The following is a 23407-nucleotide window of genomic DNA, read 5'->3' on the forward strand; positions in this document are numbered from 1 at the left end:
GGCAACGTCGCCTCCGGCCATGCGACGCTCGTCAACACCAGGAACTCGCTGGTCATGTCGCGCACCAGCCATCTGGCCGTCCAGGGCCTGGACGGAGTGGCCGTCATCGCCAGCGAGGACGCCGTCTATGTCGGCCGGCTGGAGGACAGCCAGGATGTCGGCAAGCTCGTCAAGCAGCTCGCCGCGGCAAAGGCGACCGCGGCACTCACACAAACCCATCCGACCTCCTACCGCCCCTGGGGCGGCTACACCTCGGTGCTCAACGGCGACCGCTTCCAGGTCAAACGGCTGTTCGTCACCCCCGGCAAGAAACTGTCGCTGCAAAAACACCATCACCGCTCCGAGCACTGGATCTGTGTCAAGGGCACCGCAGAGGTGACGATCGGCGACGAGATCAAAATCGTGCGCGAAAACGAATCCGTCTACATCCCCCAGGGCGAGGTCCATCGCCTCGCCAATCCAGGCAAGATCACGCTCGAAATGATCGAAGTCCAGACCGGATCATATCTCGGCGAAGACGACATCATCCGTATTGTGGACGAGTTCGGAAGAGGGTGAGGAGAGCGCCGCCATTGGCGGCGTGACATCACTCACGAGATCAATCGATCTCGCTGCGGTGATCGAGATACCATTCGACGAAGGCCTTCACTCCTTCGTCGAGCCCGGTTTCGGGCTTGCGGCCGGTCAGTGCGACAAGAAGATCGGGGCTTGCATAGGTCCGCGGCACGTCGCCCTTCTGCATCGGCAGCATCCTGCGCTTGGCAGGTTTGCCCATGACCCGTTCGATGGTCTCCACGAAATCGAGGAGGCCTGCCGGTTGTCCTCCGCCAATGTTGACCACGCGGAACGGGCCCTGGCGGGACAACGTGTCGACATCTGCCACCCGGTTGTCCTCAGCAGGAAAGATGCGCGACAGGTCGATGATCGAATCCACGAGGTCGTCGATATAGGTAAAGTCCCGGCTCATCTTGCCTTCGCCGTAGATTTCGATCTCGCGCTCCTCGATCATCGCCTTGACGAACTTGAAGAGCGCCATGTCGGGACGGCCCCAGGGCCCGTAAACGGTGAAGAACCGAAAGGCGGTGATCGGCAGCTTATAGAGATGGGCATAGCTGTGGGCCATCAGCTCCATGCTCTTCTTCGTAGCGGCATAAAAGGTCAGCGGCTCGTCGGCCTTGTCCGTCTCCCGGAAGGGCACCTCCGGATTGGCGCCGTAGACGGAGGACGTGGAGGCAAGCATCAGATGGCCCACGCCATGGGTGCGGGCGAGCTCCAGGATATTCCAGGAACCGACCAGGTTCGAATCCAGATACGCCTTCGGGTTTTCGAGACTGTAGCGCACGCCGGCCTGGGCTGCGAGATGAACCATGACATCCGGCTTGAAGCCGGAGATCGCCTCCTCCAGCAGCGGCTTGTCTTCGAGCATGCCGATCACCGGCCGGAAGGTGGGAAACTGCGCGAGACCCGCATGTCGGGCTTCCTTCAGCCGCAGGCTGTAATAGGGCGTCATGCCGTCAAAGCCGAGGACCTGGTGTCCTTGTTCCAGCAGGCGCCGTGCCAGATGAAACCCGATGAAGCCTGCCGTTCCGGTGATGAAATAACGCATTGAAAAACCCGCTGCTGCCGTAGCGTCTCCCATACAGCGGAAGCCGCGGTCTGTCATCCGCTGGTTCGGCAGCTATTGCTCGCCTCGGCGATGTCTAGTGAAAGAGCCGCAGTCTCGCGGGCGGCGTGCCGGGCCGGCCATTCTTGCGGTCGACAGCGAACTGGATCAGGTCCATGGAGGCCTGGTCGGTGAGCGGTTTGGCCATGACGCCGAGGACGCCGGACACGCCGGCGGCGACAAGGCCGGGGTTACCCGTGATCATGATCACCACGATGCCATATTCAGCAAGCGCCTTGGCAATTTCCGGGCCGGTCTCGCCGTCGGCAAGGCGGACATCGACGAAAGCGATATCCGTATCGCGCGTGTAATTCAGCGCCACCGTCATGTCGGGCGCAATGCCGACCACATCGTGGCCGCTCCGGTGAATGGCATCCTCGATATCCATCGCCACCAGCAGGCTGTCTTCGACGATGAGGAAACGATATTCCATACAAGAACCTCCCGGCTTCAGGAAAACAAATAGAATCCGATCTCCTCTTGGCAATAGGAGGAGGATTTTCAGGATGGTTTTTTTGGCAAGCATGAGCCCGCATCGTTAACGGGCGCTGAACCTGCAAATCAAGATAAACCCGGCTCTCCAAAGTCTCTCGCCGCTGCTCCCGTCGCTCTCCCAAGTTTTCACTCGCTTACGAAAGGTTACAAGGTCGCCGGAACCGCCTTGAGGTTCGAGGGTTATCTGCTCGGAAGCTCTACGAAGGAGAAGAACTATGAAAAAGATTATTGTGACTTCCTGCGCCATTCTCGCCGCTTGCTTCGCCACTCAGGCAGGTGCGCAACAAAGCACCGTTAACGGCGCAGCCGGCGGTGCAGTAACCGGTGCGATCGTTGGTGGTCCTGTCGGCGCCGCAGTCGGCGGCGTCGTTGGCGCCGTCGCCGGCACTGCGATCGACCCGCCGCCGCGTGAGGTCGTCACCTATGTGGAAGAACAGCCCGCTTCGACGACCTCCGTCATGGTCGAAGAAAAGATCGTGGTCGGTAAGCCGCTTCCGAAGAAGGTTGTCGTGACCCCGGTTCCGAGCAATCCGAAATACGCCTATGCGGTTGTCAACAATCAGCGCGTGATCGTGGACCCGCAGACGCACACGGTTGTTCAGGTTATCCAGTAAGCCAAAACCACTTATGAAATACAGGCCCTCATTGTATCGAGGGCCTGTATTTCAGACGAATACGGCCTGATCGACGCGGTCTTCCTGACCGAATAACCTCAAATAACGCTCCACCTCTGCCGGATCCCCGGTGGCTTTTCGCAGATTGTCCGACAGCTTGACCGCAGGTCGCCCATTGGCCTCGCTGACCTTGCAGACGAGCGAGATCGGCTTCAGGCTTTCGACGTTTTGCGGCGCGCAGCCGGCAAAATCGTTGGTGAGGTTCGTCCCCCAGCCAAAACTCATCCGGACCCGCCCCTCGAAATGCCGATACGTGTCGATGATGGCGTCGACATCGAGCCCGTCCGAAAAGATCAGCAACTTGCTTTTCGGGTCGCGGCCCATCCGCTGCCACCACTCGATGATCTTTTCTCCGCCCTCGATAGGAGGCGCGCTGTCGGGGCGAAAGCCGGTCCAGTCAGCGACCCATTCGGGAGCATCCCGAAGAAATGCGGCGGTGCCGAAAGCATCCGGCAGCACAATCAACAGATTGCCGTGATAGAGCCGATTCCAGTCCTTGAGGACCTTGTAAGGTGCGGCCCGTAATTCCTCATCGCTATTGGCGAGGGCCGCTACGACCATCGGCAATTCATGGGCGTTGGTGCCGACGGCTTCGAGGTCGGAATCCATGGCGAGCAGCACATTGCTGGTGCCGGTGAAGGCCTCGCCGATCCCTTCCTTCAGCGCCTCGACACACCAGCGCTGCCAGAGAAAGCTGTGGCGCCGCCGCGTGCCGAAATCGGAGATGCGCAGCCCCGGCAGGGTGCGCAGCCGTTCGACCTTTTCCCACATCTTGGCCTTGGCGCGGGCATATAGAACGTCCAGGGTAAAGGGACCCATGCGCCGCATGGCCGCCCGGGATCGGAGCTCGTTGATGATGGCGAGTGCCGGAATTTCCCAGAGCGTGGTTTCCATCCAGCGGCCATGGAAGCTCAGCTCGAACTGGCCGTCGCGCTTGGACAGTTCGTATTCGGGCAGCTTGTAGGTGGACAGCCAATTCAGGAATTCCGGCTCGAAGATCTGCTTCTTTCCGTAGAACGTGTTACCGGCAAGCCAGATCATCTCCTTCTTTGAAAGGCCGACCGTACGGGCGTGATCGAGCTGCTCGCGCAGCATGCCCTCGTCGATCTCTTCCGCAAGCCTGACGCTGGTCGTGCGGTTGATGAGAGAAAAACTCGCGTCGACATCGGGATAGAGCTTCCAGATCATCTGCAGCATCAGGAGCTTGTAGAAGTCCGTATCGATCAGGCTTCGGATGATCGGGTCGAGCTTCCAGGTGTGATTGTAAACCCTGCTCGCAATATCGGTCTTGGTCATGCCCTGCCTGCCCCCGATCCGTTACGGACCGGCTCCGCCGAGTGAGATGCATCCGGAGGCAGCGGCTGATCAACCTCCGGCAGTTTTATCGAAAAAAAAGCGGAGGAAGTCCAGAACGCAATTCGGCCGCGAGGGATCGCGGCCGAGCGATGCCGATTGCAGCCTTATGGATTGGTGCTGGCAGGCGGTGTCGGAGCCGGCGGATTGGCCGGATTGGCGGACGGTGCGACATTCGGGTTTTCCGGCGCGGTGCTGGCCGCAGGCGGTGTTGCCGTCTGTTCCGCAGGGGGATCGGTCGCCTCGCCCCACCATTCTGCGGCCCCCCATGCGAGCAGAGCCAGGATGAGACCGGCCACCAGCACGATCAGGACCGGCGATCCTCTTCGTCCCTGACGGGCTTCCGTCGCGCTCATCGGTTCTTCGGCGGGCGAACCGGGCGGGTTGGGACGGCGGCCTGCAGGCTCCTTGGGATCGAAACGGGTGTTCATGATTCGCTCCTTGTTTGCCGGAGTGCCCGGCTCCTGCGCAAGAAACGGTCCTGGGATGCGAATGTTCCCGTGCGTCAATAGCCGGTGCGGCGGTCGACCAGATGCTGCAGAGGCTGTCCCGCCTCGAAACGCTCCATCTGGGCTTCCGCATTGCGAAACAAAGCCCGGACATCGGAAGCCGACGCCGCGTGCGGCGTTACCATCACATTCTCCATCCGCCACAGGGGGCTGTCAGCCGGCAACGGCTCCTTTTCGAATACGTCGAGCGACACGCCACCTAGGACCCCGCCCTCGAGTGCCGAAATCACGTCTGCTTCCACCTGACTGCCGCCGCGGCCGGCATTGATGAAGACCGGCTTTCCGAGCGCCCCACTCTTCCGAAGCTTAGAAAACAGGGCCGCGTCGAAGATGCCGCGCGTATCGGGCGTCAGAGGCAGGAGGCCGACAAGTATGTCCGTCTTGGACAGGAACGTTTCCAGTTCGGCGCCGTCGAATGTCTCGATACCGTCGATCGTCTTCCTGCTGCGCGACCAGCCGATAACGTTGAAGCCCATGATCTTCAGCTTCCTTGCCGAATCCTGGCCGAGCACACCAAGACCCATGACTCCGACGGTCAAGTCCCTTGCCTCCGGCTGTGGAAGCTCGCGCCACTGGCGTTCGCGCTGCTGCTTCAGATAGGCCGGCACCTGACGCAGGTGGCTCAAGGCCTGCAGCACCACCCACTCGCTCATGCGGGTCGTCAGGCTCTCATCGACGAAGCGAACGATCGGGATATCCGGCAAGTCTGGCAGCGTGAGGATGTGATCCACGCCTGCTCCGCCCGAAAACAGCACTTGCAGATTTGGAGCACGCCGAAACAGGTTTGGCTCCGGTTTCCAGATGACCGCATAACGGGCTTCTGACAGATCGAGGTCAGGATCGGAGGCGCGCAGCACCTGCCGGCCGGAAAAGGCATTGGCAAGCGCGGCATCGACCTCGCGACGCTCGAATTTGAGATCGATGACGACGGGCTTTTGGGCGGACATGAGGTTACCTTAGGGCTACTGGCTGATGGCGGAGGTCTCGACTGCCTCCAGATTGAAGGCAGCGGCCATCAAGGCCCGGGTATATTGCTCCTTCGGTGCCTTGAATATCTGCTCGGCCGGCCCCTCTTCCACCACCTTGCCGAGCCGCATGACGATCACATGATTGGCAAGCGCCTTCACAACCTTCAGGTCGTGACTAATGAAAAGGTAGGCCAGATCGTACTTCCTTTGGAGATCCCGCAAGAGATCGACGACCTGCGCCTGTACGGTCATGTCGAGCGCCGATGTCGGTTCGTCCAGCATGACGAAACGCGGCTTCAGGACCATGGCCCGCGCAATTGCAATGCGTTGCCGCTGGCCGCCGGAAAACTCATGCGGATACCGCCAGCGTGTGGCCGGGTCGAGCCCGACCTCCGTCAGCGCCCAGGCGACACGTTTATCCCGTTCGTCGGCGGAGAGCGAGCGCTCGTGCACCTTCAGCCCTTCAGCCACGATTTCTCCGACGGACATGCGGGGGCTGAGCGATCCGTAAGGATCCTGGAACACCACCTGCAGCCGGTCGCGGAAGGGCAGCATCTCCTTGAACGAGAACTTGTCGATCTCGTTACCGATGAAGGCGATACGGCCTTGCGACGAGATGAGACGGGCGAGCGCCAGGCCGAGCGTGGTCTTGCCGGAGCCGGACTCCCCGACGACACCAAGAGTTTCGCCGGCGCGCAGGGTGAGATCGATGCCGTCCACCGCCTTCACGTGGTCGACGACCCTACGCATCAAGCCCGCCTTGATCGGAAACCAGACACGGATGTCCTTGCCTTCCATGATGACCGGCTTCGTCGGATTGGCCGGCGGCGGTTCGCCGCGCGGCTCGGAGCCCAGCAGGTGGCGGGTGTATTCATGCTGCGGACGGGAGAAGACGTCCTCAACGGTGCCGCTCTCGACGATCCTGCCCTTGGTCATCACACAGACGCGGTCGGCAAATTTGCGGACGATGCCGAGATCGTGGGTTATGAACAGCATCGACATCCCGTGCTCGCCCTTGAGGCTGCGCAGGAGGTCGAGTATCTGCGCCTGAACCGTGACGTCGAGCGCTGTCGTGGGCTCGTCGGCGATCAGCAGTTTCGGCCGGTTCGCCAAGGCCATGGCGATCATCACACGCTGGCGCTGTCCGCCGGAAAGTTCGTGCGGATAGGCGGTCAGTCGTTTCTCGGGCTCGCGGATGCCAACCTGATTGAGCAGTTCGAGGGTGCGGATGCGGGCGATCTGGCCGGTGATGCCCTTATGCAGCTCGAGAATCTCGCCGATCTGCTTTTCGATCGTGTGGAGCGGATTGAGCGATGTCATCGGCTCCTGGAAGATCATCGTGATGTCGTCGCCGCGGACATTACGGAGCTCCGGCTCGGAGGCCCTCAACAGGTCCCTACCTTCGAAAAAGATCTCACCCGACGGATGGCTGGCGGCCGGATAGGGAAGAAGCTTCAGGATCGAATTGGCCGTCACCGATTTGCCGGATCCGGATTCTCCCACCAGCGCCACGACTTCGCCCGGGTGGATTTCGAAAGATACCCTGTCGACGGCAAGCGAGGTATCGCTTCCCTGACGGAAGGCGACTGAGAGATCACGGACGGAAAGGAGCGGTTCTGTCATAGGCTCAACCGAACGTCTTTCTTGGATCGAAGGCATCGCGCACTGCTTCGCCGACGAAGATCAGCAGCGACAGCATGACCGACATGGTGAAGAAGGCGGTAAGCCCCAGCCACGGTGCCTGCAGGTTGTTCTTGCCCTGCGCAACCATCTCGCCCAGCGACGGCGAGCCCGGCGGCATGCCGAAGCCGAGGAAGTCGAGCGAGGTCAGGGTCGCGATCGAGCCGGACAGGATGAACGGCAGGAAGGTGAGCGTCGCCACCATGGCATTCGGCAGGAGGTGCCGGTACATGATGGTCCAGTTGCCGACGCCGAGCGCACGCGCCGCCCGGACATATTCGAAATTGCGGGCTCTCAAAAACTCCGCCCGCACCACGCCGACAAATCCCACCCACGAGAAAAGCAGCATGATGCCGAGCAGGACGAAGAAGCCTGGCGGCAGGATCGCCGCGATGATCAAAAGAATGTAGAGAACCGGCATGGACGACCAGATCTCGATGAAGCGCTGGAGCAGGAGGTCCGTCCAGCCTCCGAAATATCCCTGGATCGCGCCGGCCGTGACGCCGATGATCGCCGAACAGATGGTGAGCGCCAGGCCGAACAGGACCGAAATGCGGAATCCATAGATCATGCGGGCGGTCACGTCGCGCGCTTGGTCATCTGTGCCGAGCCAGTTCATGTTGCCGAGGATGCAATTGGGATCCTGATCGCCTTGCGGATAGGCCTTGCACCGATCCCCTTTGGCCATCATCCAGAACGGTTCGGTGGGAGCCGAATGCGGAATATTGGAATTGACCGTCTGATAGGAATAGCGGATCGGCGGCCAGATCATCCAGCCGTTGGCGTCGATCTCCTGCTGAATGAAGTCCGAGCGGTAATCGGTGGTGGCCAGGAAGCCGCCAAACTTTTCCTCCGGATAATCGACAAGAACCGGATAAAGAATTTCCCCCTTGTACGAGGCAAGGATCGGCCGGTCGTTGGCGATGAACTCGGCCATCAGGCTGAGCACGAACAGGATCATGAAAATCCAGAAGGACCAGTAACCGCGCTTGTTGGCGCGGAAGTTGTCCAGCCGGCGCCGATTGGTTGGCGAAAGCCAGGGGCGCCTGGACGGCCGATCTACCTGAACCGTGGTCTTTGCGGCGGATGCCTCCATCAGACATCCCTCCGCTCGAAGTCGATGCGCGGATCGATCCAAGTGTAGATCAGGTCGGAGATCAGAGCGACGATGAGACCGATCAGCGAGAAGATGTAGAGCGTGCCGAAGACGATCGGATAGTCGCGATTGACGACCGCGAGGTAGCTCAGCCGGCCCAGGCCATCGAGCGAGAAGATATTCTCGATCAAAAGCGACCCGGTGAAGAAGGCCGAGATAAAAGCGCCGGGGAAACCGGCAATCACGATCAGCATGGCGTTTCGAAAAACGTGGCCGTAGAGCACCTGGCGTTCGTTAAGACCCTTGGCGCGGGCGGTGACGACATATTGCTTCTTGATCTCGTCGATGAAGGAGTTCTTGGTGAGCAGCGTCGTGGTGGCGAAAGCCGAAAGCGAAAGTGCGATCAGCGGCAGGGTCAGGTGCCAGAAGTAGTCGACGATCTTTTCCCACCAGGAAAGCTCGGAAAAATTATCCGACACGAGGCCGCGCAGCGGAAACCAATCGAAGAAGGACCCGCCGGCAAACAGCACGATCAGCAGGATGCCGAAAAGGAAGCTCGGCACGGCATAACCGATGATGATGATGCCGGAGGTCCAGACATCGAAGGTCGATCCGTCCTTCACCGCCTTGCGGATGCCGAGCGGTATAGAGATCAGGTAGGAAACGACGAGAATCCAGAAGCCGAGCGAGATCGACACCGGCAGCTTCTCGCCGATCAGTCCAATAACGGAGGTATTTCGGAAGAAGCTCTCTCCGAAATCGAAGCGGATGTAGTTCCACATCATGTCGAGGAACCGCGTCAGCGGCGGCTTATCGAAGCCGAACTGCTGTTCAAGTTTCTTGATGAATTCAGGATCGAGCCCTTGGGCGCCGCGATAACGGGACTCTTCTCCACCGCCCTGGCTCAGCACATCGCTGCCACCGCCGGAAAGCCGGTCGCCGGTGTCCTGGCCCTGAATCTGCGCGATGATCTGCTCGACGGGGCCACCAGGCGCAAACTGCACGACGAGAAAGGAAATCGCCATGATGCCGACAAGCGTCGGTATCATCAGCAGGAGACGGCGGAGGATATAGGCGCCCATTAGAACTCCCTGTCCGTCATGGCGAACTTTGCCTCACCGCGCATCATAACCAACGTCAAACGGCGTTTTCCTCGTACCTGCCTGCGAATCATCTGGCCCCATTTGGAACAGGAGCCGGCCTGCGGCGCAAGTCTCGTCACTTGCCGGCACTCTTCGACCACCAGATGGCAGGGAAGCCTATGCCGTAGGCAGGCAGTTCGGCGGGCCGGGCAATCCTGTTCCAGTAGGCGATCTTCGCTTCGCCGGAATAGAAGAGAGGCACGACATAGTGGTGCGCCAGCAGTACGCGATCCATGGCCTTGATCGCCGCTACCTGTTCCTCACGATTGGGAGCGGCGGTGATCATGCGGACCAGCTCGTCGACCGCCGGATCGGCAATGCCGGCATAGTTGCGCGAGCCTGTGCGATTGACGGATTCCGATCCCCAATAATCGGATTGTTCATTGCCGGGATTCATCGTCTGCGCCCAAACCGCCCAGATCACGTCGTAGTCGAAGCTTCGGGTTCGATTGACATATTGCGAAGCATCCACAGTGCGAATGCGGGCGTCGACACCGATCTTCTTCAGGCTCGCCACATAGGGGAGCACGGACCGTTCCATGGAGGGGCTGCTAAGCAGTATTTCAAAGCTCATGGGCTTCCCGGTCCTGGCATTCACCATCTGGTTGCCTTTCAGCTCCCAGCCCGCCTCCTTGAACAGGCCGATCGCCTTGCGCAGGTTGTCGCGCACCTTCTGCGGATCGCCGCCCACCGGATTGGTGTAAGGCGTGGTGAATACCGAAGCTGGCACTTTGTCCTTCAGGCCCTGAAGAATTTCGAGCTCGCGGCCTTGCGGCAGGCCCGAGGAGGCGAGCTCCGTGCCCCAGAAGAAGCTGTCGACACGTTTCAAGCCGCCATAGGCCAGGTTCTTGTTCATGTCCTCGAAATCGAAAGCATAGTTCAACGCTTCGCGCACCCGAGCATCCTTGAAGATGTCGCGGCGCATATTCGGCACCATAGCCTGCATTACACCGGTCGCCCGGAACGGATTGGTCAGAGCCTCACGAACGACCCGGCCGTCCTTTACCGCATCGAAATCATAACGTGTGGCCCAGCGGCTCGAACTGTTTTCCTGCTGATAATCGATATTGCCTGCACGGAACGCTTCGAACTCGACGTCGCGGTCGGCGAAATAGGTATAGCTGATCACCTTGAAATTGTACTGGCCGACATTGACCGGAAGATCCTTGCCCCAATAATCGTCGCGCAGCTCGTAGCGAATAGTCGCGCCCGGCTGGAAGGCAGCCATTTTATAGGGGCCGGACCCCATAGGAGGCTCCAGCGTGGTGCGAGAGATATCCCGCTGCTGGCCTTGAGCAGTCTTGCCCTCCCACCAATGCTTCGGCAGCACGGGGAAATCGCCGACGATGGCTGGCAGCTCCCGATTGTTCTTTTCGTCGAACCGGAACGTAACCTCACGCTCGCCCGTCTTTTCCGCCGCTGTCACGTGCCGGTAGTAGTTCGAGTAAAGCGCACTGTGCTCCTTAGCCTTTTGAAAACTGAAGATCACGTCATCAGGCGTCACGGGTTGTCCGTCCGCCCATCTTGCTTCGGGGCGAAGACGGAAGGTCACGGAAGACATATCTTCCGGATAAGAGAGCGCCTCGGCCAGAAGGCCGTAAGAACCAAAAACTTCATCCTCGGAATGTTTCAAAAGCGTATCATACAGGGTGCCGAGTCCAGCTGCCGGCGTGCCTCGATCGATGAGGGGATTGAAATTGTCGAACGTCCCTTCCTCGGAAAGCCGAAGTTCGCCGCCCTTCGGCGCGTCGGGGTTCACATAGGGAAGCCGTTTGAAATCTGCGGGCAGCTTCGGCTCGTCGAGAACAGCAATCGCATGCCGCCATTGTGGCTCCTGCGCCGCGGCGGGTGCGGCCGCCACTGCAACCGCCATGAGAAACATTCCAAAGCTGCCTTTCAGCCGAGCCAAATTCATTCGCTACCCCTTGTTCGAATTCTTTGTTGCGCCGAAGCATAGGGCAAAAGGCGGCAAAAAACAGGAACTCCTGCTCACAAGCGCTTTATCTTCCGTATCGGGACAGCGCTTCTTCGATCTCCATTTCACCAAAATCGTATTTCACAGTAGATTCGAAGCTACTGAGTGATTTGCGGCGGATGGGCATGGCATCGATTTCGCGTTCAATTATTTTGCAGGCGGTTGCGACCGCGCTTCTTTGCACCGCATTGGCCGGACCTTCGGCAGCACAGGAGGGCACCCCGGCGAAACAGCTTTTCGGCGGCGTGGCGCTGCCGAGCAAGGCCGATCCCCAGCCGGTCGGTTTTTACGCGAAGGGCTGCATGTCGGGCGCAGTGGCGCTGCCGACCGACGGTCCCACTTGGCAGGCCATGCGCCTTTCGCGCAATCGGCGCTGGGGCAATCCGCAGATGATTACGCTTCTGGAGCAGTTTTCCCGCGATGCGGCCAAGCTCGGCTGGGGATCCGGCATCCTCGTCGGCGACATTTCCCAGCCCCGCGGGGGACCGATGTTATCCGGCCATTCGTCGCACCAGATCGGCCTCGACGCGGATGTCTGGTTTACGCCGAAACCCAACCAGCCGCTTTCGCCCCAGGAACGCGAAAGCATGCCGTTCACCTCCATGCTCGACAAGAGCAAGTTCCTGACCGTCGACCCGAAGCGATGGACACCCACCCACGCCCGCGTGGTAATGCAGGCGGCGAGTTATCCACAGGTGGAGCGCGTCTTCGTCAACCCGGCGATCAAGAAGAAGCTCTGCGACACCTGGACGGGCGACCGCTCGCTTCTCGGCAAGGTTCGACCGATCTACGGCCACGACGAACACTTCCACATCCGCATCCATTGCCCCGCCGGAGCGTCCGGCTGCCAGAAGCAGGCGCCGGTCACGGCCGGCGACGGGTGCGACAAGTCGCTTGCCTGGTGGTTTACCAAGGAACCCTGGGCGGCACCGAAACCCGATCCAAACAGGAAGCCGGTGAAACCGCGTCCCGTGATGCTGTCGGATCTGCCAAAGGCTTGCGCAGCCGTGCTTTCGGCCCCTGCCCGCCGCGAAGAGGAGGCGACCTTCGGCGGCGGCGCAATGGCTTTCACCTCCCAGCCAGCCTCCGCTACGCCGCCCAGCAACATCGAAGCCATCATCAACGATCCGCCTGTGCCGACTGCCGAGATTCCTCTCCCGACGCCCCGGCCGCTGCAATAACGATCGACAAGGCCGGCGCTTGAAAGCGTCGGCAGCTCCCCCACCTTCCCAAGAACAATCGGGCACGCTAGAAGCGTGTAAATCGATTGAAACCGTTCCTGGGAGAAGGCTCGTTTATGTCGCCCAAGCCCTGCATCGCGCTGATCGCGCACGACGAGAAAAAGGACGACATGGCGGATTTCGCCCGCCATCATCAAGGCTCGCTGTCGCGCTTCCGCATCGTCGCCACCGGCACGACCGGAGGGCGGGTACAGGATGCCTGTCCGAGCCTCGACGTCACGCGACTGAAAAGCGGTCCCCTTGGAGGAGACCAGCAGATTGGTGCGATGATCGCTACCGGCGAGGTCGATATGCTGATCTTTTTCATAGACCCCTTGAGCGCCCTGCCGCATGACGTGGACGTCAAGGCACTGACGCGGCTTGCGACCGTCTACGACATTCCGATGGCGCTCAATCGTGCCACGGCCGAAAAACTCATCGACTTTCAGAAGGACTGAGCCTCGCCATGGCCGACAGCATGAAGACCGACAAGCTGCCCTTTCCCATCCTGATCGGCGATATCGGCGGCACCAATGCCCGCTTCTCCATCCTGATCGACGCCTATGCGGAGCCGAAAGCGTTTCCGAACGTGCGGACAGCCGACTATCCGACCATCGACGATGCGATTCAGGTCGTGGTCCTCGACAAGACCTCCGTCCAACCTCGTTCGGCGATACTTGCCGTCGCAGGGCCGATCGACGGGGACGAAATCGATCTGACGAATTGCGACTGGGTCGTCCGTCCCAAGGCGATGATCGTCAATCTCGGTTTCGAGGATGTCCTGGTCGTCAACGATTTCGAGGCGCAGGCGCTGGCCGCTGCCGCCCTGCCGGACGAATACCGCGAAGCACTAGGACCGAAGGGAGAGCCGCACATGGCCTCCCGCGTCGTTCTTGGGCCCGGCACCGGCCTTGGCGTCGCGGGTCTTGTCTATGCGCGTCATATCTGGTTCCCGGTTCCGGGCGAAGGCGGGCATGTGGATGTGGGTCCGCGCTCGGAGCGGGATTTCGAGATCTTTCCGCATCTCAAGCGGATAGAGGGCCGCATTTCGGCAGAAGAGATCCTGAGCGGCCGCGGCGTCGTCAACATCTATCAGGCCGTCTGTGCCGCCGACGGAATTGAACCCGCTTTCTCCGACCCGGCAGACATCACGGCAAATGGTCTCAACGGCGGAAATCCGCAAGCCGCCGAGACGCTTTCGCTATTTGCCACCTATCTTGGCCGGGTGGCAGGCGACATGGCGCTGATCTTCATGGCTCGGGGCGGCGTCTATCTCGCCGGCGGCATCTCGCAAAAGATACTTCCTGCCCTGAGAGCGCCGGCTTTCCGGGCCGCATTCGAGGACAAGGCGCCGCATAGCGAGCTGATGGCCACAATCCCGACTTTCGTGGTCACTCATCCGCAGGCCGCACTTGCCGGGCTTGCGAGCTTCGCCAGAACCCCCGCCGCCTACGGAATTTCCATGGATGGCCGCCGCTGGCAGCGGTAACAGCTCCATGCCCGAATGCAACAGCGTCGCCGAATCTTGGTCCTGCGGCTTTCAAAACTTCGCCTGAACGGTTAATACCGCCGGCACACGGAACTGCCGGCCGGTGGGCCGAAACGGGAAAGCCTTTTGAAAGCCGCCAAGAATATCAAACGACAAGTCGATTCAGAGACCGTTGTTGCGGTATTGAGGCGCGTGATTGCCGAAAACGGTCGCGCCCATATCCGTGGTTATGCCTTCGCGATTTTCTGTCTCGCGGTCGTGGCACTGTCGACGGCATTCACCGCCTGGATCATGGAGTCGGTGGTCAACGAGGCTTTTGCCAACAAGCGCGCAGATGTCGTCTGGCTGATCTGCCTCTCCATCTTCACCGCCTTCGTGCTCCGAGGTCTCGCAACCTATGGCCATTCGGTCACACTTTCGAAGATCGGCAACAACATCGTCGCCAGTTACCAGCGAAGGCTCTTTTCGCACCTGATGACGCTGTCGGTCGGTTTCTTCAACGAGTCCCGCTCGGCTCATCTGGCGGCTCGGATCAGCCAGAACATAAACGGCATTCGTGACGTCTTGAACCTGACGGTAACGTCGACGGCGCGCGATCTCCTGACCCTTGTTTCGCTGATCGGCGTGATGATCCTGAAGGACTGGGTCCTGTCGCTGATTGTTTTTGCGGTCGCACCGCCGCTCTTTCTTGCCCTCCGATACGTGTCCAGACGTCTGCGCGCGGCAACCAAGGAGGCGATCGAGCTCAATAGCCACGTGCTCGGAGCGACCCAGGAAACGATCCTCGGCATGACCATCGTCAAGTCGTTCACGATGGAAGAGGAACTGACGCGCAAGCTCGAAAAGATCATCCGAGCCGCGGAAAACCGTGCAAACCGTATCGCCCGCCTGACGGAACGGACGGCGCCGCTTACCGAAACCTTCGCCGGCTTTGCGATATCGAGCGTGCTTGCCTATGCCGCCTTCCGGTCGATCTACGACAATATCCCTCCCGGGGCGTTTTTCGCTTTCGTCACCGCGCTTCTCATGGCTTATGACCCTGCACGCCGGCTTGCGCGACTTCAGGTGCAAATGGAACGCGCTGTCGTCAACGCCCGGATGATCTACGAGCTTCTCGACATGGAGCCGCGCCAGCGCGATCTGCCGGACGCCAGGGATCTTGTCGTGACCGAGGCGAAGATAGAATTCCGGGATGTCCGTTTCGGCTATGGAGCCGACAGCGTCCTGAATGGTGTCAGTTTTGTCGCCGAGGGCGGAAAGACCACCGCGCTGGTCGGACCGTCGGGAGCGGGAAAGTCGACCGTGATCAGCCTGATCCCGCGTTTCTACGATCCGGCTGGAGGGGCGATCCTGATCGATGGGCAGGATATCGCCCACATCACAAAACGGTCGCTACGCAGCCAACTCGCCTACGTTTCGCAGCAGCCCTATCTGTTCGAGGGCACGATCCGCGACAACATCCGCTACGGCCGGCCAGAAGCCACGGACCTCGAAGTGGAGGAAGCCGCCCGCCTGGCTTACGCGCATGACTTCATCATGGAACAGCCCCAGGGTTACGAAACCCCGGTTGGCGAAAACGGCATCACGCTCTCCGGCGGCCAGCGGCAGAGACTTTCCATCGCCCGCGCTCTTGTTCGCAACGCTCCCATCCTGCTTCTGGACGAAGCGACCTCCGCCCTCGACACCGAATCCGAAGCCGCGGTTCAGAAGGCGCTTGACGAAGCCATGCATGGCCGCACCGTCGTCGTTATCGCCCACCGTTTGTCCACCGTGGTTCGGGCGGACAAGATCATCGTCATGCAACAGGGCAAGGTCGTGGAAGAAGGCGACCACAATTCGCTGATACAGATGACCAACGGCATCTATGCCCGGCTGAACAATCTCCAGCGCACCTCCGGATCTGAACTTTTCTAGACGACCATAACTCATTGATCTGCCACCGCATGTTTGTTACAATTCTGTGACAAACATGCGGGGGGTATTTATTTGTTCGGATCGCCTTTGGATTTGGCCGACGGATGGTCGAAGATCGCCGAAGGCTCTGCCCGGGATGTGTATGCGTCCGCGGACTATCCGGATGTTCTGATAAAGCTGGTCAAGCCCGAATGCATCGGCGTGAACGGAAGCCGAAAGACTAGGCACAGACTCCTGTTCTTTCGCAAGTATCGCCGATTTGGCGCCTATATGACATTCCGTCGCGAATTCGACGAATACCTGGAACAGGCGCGAAAATCCGCACAATGGAATGCCGCTGAACTTCCCATCGCCAAGGTCTTTGGGCTTGTCCATACGTCACTGGGCCTCGGCCTTGTCGTGGAGAAGATCTGCGACCGGAACGGCCAGATGGCGCCGACGCTTCTTTCGCTCGCGCGCTCGGGCAAAGTTACGCAACGGCACTACGACATGCTGGCCGATTTCTTCGAGGAATGTCGCAAGAGACATATCGTGCTGATGGACAAGACCCCCGGCAATTTCGTCGTGGCTCCGAAGGCGGATGGGGGCGAACACATCGTCTGCATCGACGGCACGGGAGACAAGAGCCTCTTCAAGCTCTATTCGGCGAGCCGCTATCTCAACGGATTGAAGCTGGAGCGCTATCACCGCAAGGTGCTTTGGAAGATGGCGAAGGCCATGCAATCGGGCTCACAGCCCGAACGCCTCGATCCGAGACCGGAGGCGATCAAACTCGCCGGTTGATCGCACGGACGACCGAGCGAAGGCGCACGTCGCCTTGACCTGTCGAAAGTTCCGTGCAACCAGACCTCTCTGCTATCGATCGCGGCGTGGAGCAGACGCCGTGATGTGTCGGCTGGTGAGGCGGAATGAGCAATAGCGACATGAAACTCGTGGTGGTCGGGGCAGCGGGCCGGATGGGTCAAGCCCTGATCCGAGTGATCCATGAAACCGAAGGCGTAAAGCTGCATGCGGCAGTCGGACGCGAGGGATCGGCTTTTGTCGGCAAGGACGCCGGCGAACTCGCCGGAGTCGGACCGCTCGGAGTGCCCGTCACCACCGATCCCCTGCAAGCCTTTCTGGATGCCGAAGGCGTGCTCGATTTCACCACACCGGCAACAAGCGTCGCATTTGCCGGTCTGGCTGCACAGGCGCGTATCGTCCACGTGATCGGCACAACGGGGTGCTCGGCCGCGGACGAGGAGAAGTTCCAGGCAGCAGCCCGCCATGCGCGCGTGGTCAAATCCGGCAATATGAGCCTCGGCGTCAACTTGCTCGGTGTCCTGACCGCTCAAGCCGCCAAGGCTCTGCCTGCCTCAGCCTGGGACATCGAGATCGTGGAAATGCACCACAAGCACAAGGTCGACGCGCCGTCCGGCACCGCGCTGCTCCTCGGCGCAGCGGCGGCCAAGGGTCGCGGCGTGGATCTTGCCAGCCAGTCGGTACGCGTACGCGACGGCCATACCGGGCCGCGCCCTGCCGGAACGATCGGATTTGCGACGCTGCGCGGCGGCTCGGTCGTCGGCGATCATTCGGTTATCCTTGCAGGGGAAGGCGAACTCGTGACGCTTTCGCACAGCGCCCGCGACCGTTCCATCTTTGCGCGCGGCGCCGTTGCCGCTGCGCTCTGGGCGCGCGACAAGAAGCCCGGCTTCTATTCGATGCTCGATGTACTCGGGCTTTCCTGAAATCCACCTGGAGGAATTGATCTTATGAGTGGAACTCTCGTCCTTGTTCGCCACGGCCAGAGCGACTGGAACCTGAAGAACCTTTTCACCGGATGGCGGGACCCGGATCTTACGCCGCTCGGCATTCAGGAGGCCGAGACCGGTGGCCAGGCGCTTGCCGATACGGGCATCAAGTTCGATATCGCTTTCACTTCGGTGCTGAAGCGCGCGCAGGATACGCTGAAGATCGTGCTCGACAAGGTGGGCCAGCCGGATCTCGAAACCATCCGCGACCAAGCCCTCAACGAGCGTGACTACGGCGATCTTTCCGGCCTCAACAAGGACGATGCCCGTGCCAAGTGGGGCGAGGAGCAGGTGCATATCTGGCGCCGTTCCTATGACGTGCCGCCGCCCGGCGGCGAAAGCCTGCGCGATACCGGCGCCCGCGTCTGGCCCTACTATCTGACCGAAATCCTGCCGCGCGTGCTGCGCGGACAGACGGTGCTCGTCGCCGCGCATGGCAATTCCTTGCGCTCGCTGGTGATGGTGCTCGATCGGCTGAGCAAGGAGGAGATCCTGAAGCTCAACCTCGCAACCGGCGTGCCGATGGTCTACAAGCTGAACCCGGACTCGACCGTCGCATCCAAGGAAATCCTTGGCGACATGTCCGGCGCCCACTGAGGCGGCTCTCCTTCCGATCGAGACCTGAGCGAGCCGTTCAGTGCTCGATCGTAAACTGGACGCTGTCGGCCGGAAACCGGCTGACGGCATACTGGATCGGCGCCCCGTCCGGATCGGTGTTCAAAGCCCGTGCGATCAGAATGATCGCTCCCGGCGACAGTTTGAGATCCGCGCGGTCCTGTTCGTCGGCGTGGCTCGCGGTTATTTCCGTCCAAGTTCTCAAATAATCGGGAAGGCCAAGGGCCTTGAAAGCGGCAGTGATCGAACCGCTGTCGCGATAGGCTTCCGCAATTCCGGCGAAGCGTGCGGCCGGAAACCATGCAGTCGACCGCGAAACCGGCCGGCTGTCGGCCTTGCGGAGCGTTTCCAGTCGGATCACCGGCGCGCCCTCCTCAAGGCCCAGCGGTATCGCCACACTGGCCGACGCCGGCTCCTCGCCCGAGTGCAGAAGAAGGCCTTCCTTTTCCCGCGCCTGATCGCCGATGCCTTCATTGAACCGGGTGCGCCGCGTGATCGGGAAATTCAGGCGTTCCTTGCGCTCGATCAACGTGCCGCGGCCCTGCACGGCCCGCACGATGCCCTCCTGCGCCAGGGCCGCGAGCGCACTTCTTACCGTATGGCGGTTGACCCCGAACTGGGCGGCCAGCGCCATCTCCGGCGGCACCTTGCCGGAGGCGTCGTACTCGCCATTGGCGATCGATGCGCGAATCCGGTCCGCAATCTGGCGCCAGAGGGCCACGCCATTCTGCCGCTGTACGTTCACTTGCCCCACATCCATGTCACACGCTTGTTATATCCAAAGGTTACAGGTAAAGTAATTTGTATGGTTGTCTATATTAATAGACATTTAGAGGTTTAGCAATGGACCCAGCAGAAGAAATCGAGCCGATTGCCGATATCCAAGGCCGCCGCCGCGCTGCCGGCCTTTTGGCTCAGGCCAAGATGGATGAACTGCAGGCCGCCTGGGACACGCTGCCCGACAGACCCGAGGTGAAAGCCGTGCGCGGACCGGAAACCGGTCTGGTGATGATACGCGGGCGGATCGGCGGCGGAGGCGCCCCGTTCAATCTCGGGGAGGCCACCGTGACGCGGGCAACGATCCTCCTACCGTCCGGCGTTGCCGGCCACGCCCATGCGCTCGGCACCGACAAGGCGAAGGCGCGGCTTGCGGCGATCTTCGATGCACTTTGGCAGGAAAGGGCGAAACGAGACTTCGTGGAAAGCACCCTGCTCGGTCCGATTGAGGCGCGCATCGCGGCGGAAGACAAGCGGACAGCGGAGGAAACGGCCGCCACCCGCGTCGATTTCTTCACAATGGTGCGGGGGGAGGACTGATGAACATCAAGACGCAAGCTCTGTCCGGGGGGTTCCAGGAACCGGTATTCCACTCACAGGGCGTCTTTCGCATGCTGATGGATGGCATGGCGCGGCCGGGAACGGTACACACCATCGCAATGGATATCGGCCAGCCCGAGCCACTCGGCCAAGCAGCGGGCGCAATTGCGCTGACGCTCTGCGACCACGACACCCCGACATGGCTGAGCGCGGGCCTCCTCAAGTCGCCCGCAGCCGAGTGGATCGGCTTTCATACTGGTGCGCCGATCACGCGCGAGAAGGCGGAATCCCGCTTTGCTTTCGTGGAGGCCGGCGTGGCACCCTCCTCCTTCGGCCTCTTTGTCGCCGGGACACAGGAATATCCCGACCGCTCCACGACCCTGGTGATCGAGATCGGCGCCTTGGGCCAGGGCCAGGCCCTGACGCTGAAAGGCCCCGGCATTCAACAGACGACGACGGTCAAGCTGAAAGGCCTGCCGGAGGTTTTTCCGCGCCTTTGGGCCGATAACCGCGCGCTCTTTCCGCGCGGCGTCGACGTCATCCTGACGGCGGGCAAGAGCCTCTTGTGCCTGCCGCGGACCACGCAGATCGCGGTCCAATGAAAGTCGCGTGCGGGCGCCTTTCGACCCAACGACCAATCCTTCCGCACCGGAAGTGGTGCCGAAGACGGGCAGGAGAATGAACCATGTATGTTGCCGTCAAGGGTGGCGAGGCCGCCATCAACAACGCTCACCGGCTTCTCGCCGACCGGCGTCGCGGCGATCGCTCGCTTCCATCGGTCACCATAGAGCAGATCGTGGAACAGCTGGGACTCGCCGTCGATCGGGTGATGGCGGAGGCCTCGCTTTATGACCGGACGCTCGCCGCACTTGCCGTCCGACAGTCACGGGGAGACCTGATCGAGGCGATCTTCCTGCTGCGCGCCTATCGCACCACGCTTCCACGCTTCGGCACCTCGGTTCCAGTCGATACGGCAGGCATGAAGGTGGAGCGCCGCGTCTCGGCGACCTATAAAGACTTGCCCGGCGGCCAACTTCTCGGCCCCACTTTCGACTATACTCATCGCCTTCTCGACCCATCCCTGCTGAGCGACGAACCGATCGAGGAGCCGTCGCGCAAAAGCGCATCCGGCGAGCATGTCATGCGGGTTTCCGACATTCTCGCCCATGAAGGCCTGATCGAAGCGGATGGCGAATTTCCCGATGACCACGAGGCGGGCGATCTGACCCGCGAACCGCTGGAATTTCCCATGGGCCGCGATCTCCGCCTGCAGGCGCTCGCCCGCGGGGACGAGGGTTTCCTGCTGGCGCTCGGATATTCCACCCAACGCGGCTACGGCCGCAACCATCCTTTCGTCGGCGAGGTGCGGATCGGCGAGGTAGAGGTCGAGCTTGAGGTTGCCGAACTCGGCTTTGCCGTTTCGCTCGGCCGCATCCGCGTCACGGAATGCCAGATGGTCAACCAGTTCAAGGGATCGTCCAAGGCGCCGCCGCAATTCACCCGCGGCTACGGCCTGGTCTTCGGCCAGAGCGAGCGCAAGGCGATGTCGATGTCGCTCGTCGACCGGGCGCTGCGCGCCGAAGAGCTCGGCGAGGATGTCACCGCGCCGGCACAGGACGAGGAATTCGTCATCTCGCATTCCGACAATGTCCAGGCCACCGGCTTCGTGGAACACCTGAAGCTGCCGCATTACGTCGATTTCCAGGCCGAACTCGCGCTGGTGCGCAAGATGCGCGCCGACATCGACAAAACCCGCCGGGACGGCAACCACAGTCCTGACCAGGAGGCCGCAGAGTGACCGAGCTCGCCACCTACAACTTCGCCTATCTCGACGAGCAGACGAAACGGATGATCCGCCGCGCGATTCTGAAGGCGATCGCCATCCCCGGTTACCAGGTGCCTTTTGCTTCCCGCGAAATGCCTATGCCCTATGGCTGGGGGACGGGCGGCGTGCAGGTCACAGCCTCGATCATCGGGCCGGAAGACGTGCTGAAGGTGATCGACCAAGGAGCTGACGATACGACCAATGCGGTCTCGATCCGGGCCTTTTTCCAGAAGGTCGCCAATGTCGCCGTTACCACCCACACAAAGGACGCGACGATCATCCAGACGCGCCACCGCATTCCCGAACAGCAGCTCGAGAAAGGCCAGGTGCTCGTCTACCAGGTGCCGATTCCGGAACCTTTGCGCTTCCTCGAGCCGCGCGAGACCGAAACCCGCAAGATGCATGCGCTCGAGGAATACGGCCTCATGCATGTGAAGCTCTACGAGGACATTGCCCGCCACGGCCGCATCTCCACCACTTACGCCTACCCGGTGAAAGTGGCGGGCCGCTATGTGATGGACCCCTCTCCGACGCCGAAGTTCGACAATCCGAAAATGCATATGTCGGAAGCCCTGCAGCTTTTCGGCGCGGGCCGAGAAAAACGCATTTACGCCGTGCCTCCTTACACGGACGTCGTCAGTCTCGACTTCGAGGATTATCCCTTCGAGATCCAGAAATTCGAACAACCCTGCGCGCTCTGCGGCGCGCAGGGCGTGTATCTCGATGAAGTCGTGCTCGACGACAAGGGCGGCCGCATGTTCGTCTGTTCCGATACCGACCACTGCGAGGACCGCCGCGAACACGGCCATGCCGGCGAGATGCTGGCACCTGCCAAAGAGGCGGCTGAGTGATGGCGGTTGTGGCTTACCCCCCTCTGGCATTCAAGGACAATACGCCATGACCGATACCCCCCTCCTCAAAGTCAGCGGCGTCTCGAAATTCTACGGCAGCCGGATCGGCTGCAAGGATGTGTCCTTCGATCTCTGGCCCGGCGAGGTGCTGGCCATCGTGGGCGAATCCGGCTCGGGCAAGACGACGCTGCTCAACTGCCTGTCGACCCGGCTGATGCCGACCACCGGCAGCGTCGAATACCGCATGCGCGACGGCAATTTCCGCGACCTCTACCACATGAGCGAGGCCGAACGCCGCTTCCTGATGCGAACCGACTGGGGTTTCGTGCATCAGAACCCGGCCGACGGATTGCGCATGACGGTCTCCGCCGGTGCCAATGTGGGCGAGCGGCTGATGGCGGTGGGCGACCGGCATTACGGCAAGATCCGCGAGACGGCCAATGATTGGCTGACCCGTGTCGAGATCGGCACCGACCGTATCGACGACCAGCCGCGCGCCTTTTCAGGCGGCATGCGCCAGCGGCTGCAGATCGCCCGCAACCTCGTCACCGGCCCGCGTCTCGTCTTCATGGACGAGCCGACCGGCGGCCTGGACGTTTCGGTCCAGGCCCGCCTGCTCGACCTTGTCCGCGGCCTTGTCAACGACCTCGGCCTCTCGGCCATCGTCGTCACTCACGACCTTGCGGTGGCGCGGCTGCTTTCCCACCGGATGATGGTGATGAAGGACGGGCATGTGATCGAACACGGGCTGACCGACCGGGTGCTCGACGACCCGCGGGAGCCTTACACCCAGCTTCTTGTTTCTTCGATCCTGCAGGTCTGAGGGAGATA

Annotated in this window: 24 protein-coding genes; 14 read left to right on the forward strand and 10 right to left on the reverse strand. The window is 61.1% G+C overall.

What is annotated here, in order from left to right:
- A partial coding sequence (locus tag EDE09_RS16875) for a cupin domain-containing protein (protein WP_132411916.1) occupies nucleotides 1-558 on the forward strand: 558 nt, incomplete at its 5' end.
- Nucleotides 559-598: 40 nt separating this feature from the next.
- On the opposite strand, the gene EDE09_RS16880 is transcribed toward EDE09_RS16875, so the two are convergent.
- A complete protein-coding gene (locus EDE09_RS16880; RefSeq protein ID WP_112796482.1) occupies nucleotides 599-1606 on the reverse strand; it encodes an NAD-dependent epimerase/dehydratase family protein in 1008 nt (335 codons plus the stop codon).
- A gap of 94 nt (nucleotides 1607-1700) precedes the next feature.
- Nucleotides 1701-2096, reverse strand: a complete 396-nt coding sequence (locus tag EDE09_RS16885; protein ID WP_157949092.1) for a response regulator — start codon at nucleotides 2094-2096, stop codon at nucleotides 1701-1703.
- Nucleotides 2097-2373: 277 nt separating this feature from the next.
- On the opposite strand from EDE09_RS16885, the gene EDE09_RS16890 reads away from it, so the two are divergent.
- Nucleotides 2374-2772: a DUF1236 domain-containing protein gene (locus tag EDE09_RS16890; protein WP_105373926.1), complete on the forward strand. Its 399-nt coding sequence runs from the start codon at nucleotides 2374-2376 to the stop codon at nucleotides 2770-2772.
- 51 nt (nucleotides 2773-2823) lie between these two features.
- Here the strand turns inward: EDE09_RS16890 and pncB are convergent, their stop codons facing one another.
- The 7 genes from pncB to EDE09_RS16925 form a co-directional block, all read right to left on the reverse strand.
- Nucleotides 2824-4128: a nicotinate phosphoribosyltransferase gene (gene pncB / locus EDE09_RS16895; RefSeq protein ID WP_132411918.1), complete on the reverse strand. Its 1305-nt coding sequence runs from the start codon at nucleotides 4126-4128 to the stop codon at nucleotides 2824-2826.
- A 164-nt stretch (nucleotides 4129-4292) separates the two neighbouring features.
- Nucleotides 4293-4541, reverse strand: coding sequence for a hypothetical protein (locus EDE09_RS16900; RefSeq protein ID WP_112796480.1), 249 nt, complete (start codon nucleotides 4539-4541; stop codon nucleotides 4293-4295).
- 149 nt (nucleotides 4542-4690) lie between these two features.
- Entirely contained in the window at nucleotides 4691-5641 is a 951-nt protein-coding gene (locus tag EDE09_RS16905) for a glyoxylate/hydroxypyruvate reductase A (protein ID WP_112796359.1), read from the reverse strand.
- A 15-nt stretch (nucleotides 5642-5656) separates the two neighbouring features.
- Nucleotides 5657-7285 carry an ABC transporter ATP-binding protein gene (locus tag EDE09_RS16910; RefSeq protein WP_112796357.1) on the reverse strand — a complete coding sequence of 543 codons (1629 nt, stop codon included), beginning with the start codon at nucleotides 7283-7285 and terminating at the stop codon, nucleotides 5657-5659.
- Between the two features lie 4 nt (nucleotides 7286-7289).
- A complete protein-coding gene (locus EDE09_RS16915; RefSeq protein ID WP_105373931.1) occupies nucleotides 7290-8438 on the reverse strand; it encodes an ABC transporter permease in 1149 nt (382 codons plus the stop codon).
- Nucleotides 8438-9520: a microcin C ABC transporter permease YejB gene (locus EDE09_RS16920; RefSeq protein ID WP_105373932.1), complete on the reverse strand. Its 1083-nt coding sequence runs from the start codon at nucleotides 9518-9520 to the stop codon at nucleotides 8438-8440. The genes EDE09_RS16915 and EDE09_RS16920 overlap by 1 nt, the downstream gene beginning before the upstream one ends.
- 136 nt (nucleotides 9521-9656) lie before the next feature.
- Nucleotides 9657-11462 carry an extracellular solute-binding protein gene (locus EDE09_RS16925; RefSeq protein ID WP_245422983.1) on the reverse strand — a complete coding sequence of 602 codons (1806 nt, stop codon included), beginning with the start codon at nucleotides 11460-11462 and terminating at the stop codon, nucleotides 9657-9659.
- A gap of 218 nt (nucleotides 11463-11680) precedes the next feature.
- On the opposite strand from EDE09_RS16925, the gene mepA reads away from it, so the two are divergent.
- From mepA to EDE09_RS16960, 7 genes are all read left to right on the forward strand, one after another.
- The gene (gene mepA, locus EDE09_RS16930) at nucleotides 11681-12736 is read left to right on the forward strand and encodes a penicillin-insensitive murein endopeptidase (protein ID WP_112796355.1); all 1056 of its coding nucleotides are present in this window, start codon (nucleotides 11681-11683) and stop codon (nucleotides 12734-12736) included.
- Nucleotides 12737-12852: 116 nt separating this feature from the next.
- Complete coding sequence (locus EDE09_RS16935) at nucleotides 12853-13233, forward strand: methylglyoxal synthase (RefSeq protein ID WP_105383765.1); 381 nt, start codon at nucleotides 12853-12855, stop codon at nucleotides 13231-13233.
- Nucleotides 13234-13241: 8 nt separating this feature from the next.
- Nucleotides 13242-14264 carry a glucokinase gene (locus EDE09_RS16940; RefSeq protein ID WP_112796353.1) on the forward strand — a complete coding sequence of 341 codons (1023 nt, stop codon included), beginning with the start codon at nucleotides 13242-13244 and terminating at the stop codon, nucleotides 14262-14264.
- Nucleotides 14265-14390: 126 nt separating this feature from the next.
- Nucleotides 14391-16178, forward strand: a complete 1788-nt coding sequence (locus EDE09_RS16945) for an ABC transporter ATP-binding protein (RefSeq protein ID WP_105373937.1) — start codon at nucleotides 14391-14393, stop codon at nucleotides 16176-16178.
- Nucleotides 16179-16271: 93 nt separating this feature from the next.
- Nucleotides 16272-16961, forward strand: a complete 690-nt coding sequence (locus EDE09_RS16950) for a YrbL family protein (protein ID WP_280952540.1) — start codon at nucleotides 16272-16274, stop codon at nucleotides 16959-16961.
- Nucleotides 16962-17086: 125 nt separating this feature from the next.
- A complete protein-coding gene (gene dapB, locus EDE09_RS16955; protein WP_112796349.1) occupies nucleotides 17087-17905 on the forward strand; it encodes a 4-hydroxy-tetrahydrodipicolinate reductase in 819 nt (272 codons plus the stop codon).
- Between the two features lie 24 nt (nucleotides 17906-17929).
- Entirely contained in the window at nucleotides 17930-18565 is a 636-nt protein-coding gene (locus EDE09_RS16960) for a 2,3-bisphosphoglycerate-dependent phosphoglycerate mutase (protein WP_112796347.1), read from the forward strand.
- Nucleotides 18566-18602: 37 nt separating this feature from the next.
- On the opposite strand, the gene phnF is transcribed toward EDE09_RS16960, so the two are convergent.
- Nucleotides 18603-19343, reverse strand: a complete 741-nt coding sequence (gene phnF, locus EDE09_RS16965; protein ID WP_112796345.1) for a phosphonate metabolism transcriptional regulator PhnF — start codon at nucleotides 19341-19343, stop codon at nucleotides 18603-18605.
- A gap of 83 nt (nucleotides 19344-19426) precedes the next feature.
- Between phnF and phnG the strand changes: the two genes are divergently transcribed.
- The 5 genes from phnG (at nucleotide 19427) to phnK (ending at nucleotide 23399) form a co-directional block, all read left to right on the forward strand.
- Nucleotides 19427-19900 carry a phosphonate C-P lyase system protein PhnG gene (gene phnG, locus EDE09_RS16970; protein WP_112796343.1) on the forward strand — a complete coding sequence of 158 codons (474 nt, stop codon included), beginning with the start codon at nucleotides 19427-19429 and terminating at the stop codon, nucleotides 19898-19900.
- Nucleotides 19900-20502: a phosphonate C-P lyase system protein PhnH gene (gene phnH, locus EDE09_RS16975; protein ID WP_132411920.1), complete on the forward strand. Its 603-nt coding sequence runs from the start codon at nucleotides 19900-19902 to the stop codon at nucleotides 20500-20502. Before phnG ends, phnH begins: the two co-directional genes overlap by 1 nt.
- 83 nt (nucleotides 20503-20585) lie before the next feature.
- Nucleotides 20586-21698, forward strand: a complete 1113-nt coding sequence (locus tag EDE09_RS16980) for a carbon-phosphorus lyase complex subunit PhnI (RefSeq protein ID WP_132411922.1) — start codon at nucleotides 20586-20588, stop codon at nucleotides 21696-21698.
- A complete protein-coding gene (locus tag EDE09_RS16985) occupies nucleotides 21695-22576 on the forward strand; it encodes an alpha-D-ribose 1-methylphosphonate 5-phosphate C-P-lyase PhnJ (RefSeq protein ID WP_105373945.1) in 882 nt (293 codons plus the stop codon). Before EDE09_RS16980 ends, EDE09_RS16985 begins: the two co-directional genes overlap by 4 nt.
- 46 nt (nucleotides 22577-22622) lie before the next feature.
- Complete coding sequence (gene phnK, locus EDE09_RS16990; protein WP_112796339.1) at nucleotides 22623-23399, forward strand: phosphonate C-P lyase system protein PhnK; 777 nt, start codon at nucleotides 22623-22625, stop codon at nucleotides 23397-23399.
- Nucleotides 23400-23407 lie beyond the last annotated feature (8 nt).

Origin of the sequence: Neorhizobium sp. S3-V5DH, assembly GCF_004343065.1 — a bacterium.
Lineage (GTDB): Bacteria > Pseudomonadota > Alphaproteobacteria > Rhizobiales > Rhizobiaceae > Neorhizobium > Neorhizobium huautlense.